The sequence below is a fragment of the Kitasatospora sp. NPDC101157 genome, from assembly GCF_044768255.1.
GTDB lineage: Bacteria > Actinomycetota > Actinomycetes > Streptomycetales > Streptomycetaceae > Kitasatospora.
In genome coordinates, this window is sequence record NZ_JBIWPL010000073.1 from 1 (window position 1) to 1,384 (window position 1,384).

At 66.7% G+C, this 1,384-nt stretch carries 1 protein-coding gene; it reads left to right on the forward strand.

All coding sequences use genetic code 11. The features are described from left to right. Positions 1 to 58: 58 nt before the first annotated feature. Positions 59 to 1,345 carry an IS256 family transposase gene (locus ACIRVF_RS42935; RefSeq protein WP_402830702.1) on the forward strand — a complete coding sequence of 429 codons (1,287 nt, stop codon included), beginning with the start codon at positions 59 to 61 and terminating at the stop codon, positions 1,343 to 1,345. Positions 1,346 to 1,384 lie beyond the last annotated feature (39 nt).

Sequence of the window (1,384 nt, forward strand, 5' to 3'; positions counted from 1 at the left end):
GGGTCTGTAAAAAGAACGGTGTAACTCCCGATCAAGGAAGTAGCACCTGATGACAGACGTGATCGTCTCCGCCGAGGCCGTGGAGGCCGTGCGGCCGGTGGAGTTGCAGTCGGACGCCCTGGACGACCAGTTGATCGGGCAGCTGGTCGACCAGGCTCGTGCGAGCGGGCTGCAGCTCACCGGCGCTGGGGGCCTGCTCCAGCAGCTGACGAAGAAGATCCTGGAGTCCGCACTCGAAGGCGAGATGACGGACCATCTCGGCTATGAGAAGCACGATCCGGTCGGGGCCGGCAGCGGGAACTCGCGCAACGGCACGCGGTCGAAGACCGTGCTGACAGAGGTCGGCCCGGTCGAGATCGACGTTCCCCGCGACCGGGAGGGCTCGTTCGAGCCGCAGCTGGTCCGCAAGCGCCAGCGGCGCCTGTCCGGGGTGGACGAGATGGTGCTCTCGCTGTCCGCCCGCGGCCTGACACACGGCGAGATCTCCGCGCACCTGGCCGAGGTCTACGGCGCCGACGTGTCGAAGCAGACCATCTCGACCATCACCGACCAGGTGATCGAGGGCATGGCCGAGTGGCAGAACCGTCCGCTGGACCCGGTCTATCCGGTGATCTTCATCGACTGCGTCCACGTGAAGCTCCGCGACGGCCAGGTCGCCAACCGGCCGATCTACGTGGCGCTCGCGGTCACGGTCGAAGGCACCCGGGAGATCCTCGGGTTGTGGGCCGGCGACGGTGGCGAGGGCGCCAAGTACTGGCTGCACGTCCTGACCGAGATCAAGAACCGCGGTGTCGCGGACGTGTGCATGGTCGTCTGCGACGGCCTCAAGGGCCTGCCGGACGCCATCGGCACGGTCTGGCCGCAGGCCGTCACCCAGACCTGCATCGTGCACCTGATCCGGGCCTCGTTCCGCTACGCGGCCCGCCAGGACTGGGACAAGATCTCCAAGGCCCTCAAGCCCGTCTACACGGCTCCGACCGAGGATGCCGCGCTTGAGCGGTTCGTGGAGTTCACCGAAGCCTGGGGGAAGAAGTATCCGGCGATCGTGCGGCTCTGGGAGAACGCCTGGGCCGAGTTCGTGCCGTTCCTGAGCTTCGACATCGAGGTCCGCCGGGTCATCTGCACCACGAATGCGATCGAGTCCGTCAACGCCCGGATCCGCAAGGCCGTCCGCTCGCGCGGGCACTTCCCGAACGAGCAGGCGGCCCTGAAGTGCGTCTACATGGCGATCATGTCCCTCGACCCGACCGGTGACGGCCGAAAGCGCTGGATGACGCGCTGGAAGGCAGCGTTGAACGCCTTCGAGATCGCCTTCGACGGCCGTCTCTCCGCTGGCCGTCGTTAACTCAACCCAACCGAGTTACACCGTTCGCTGGACAGACCC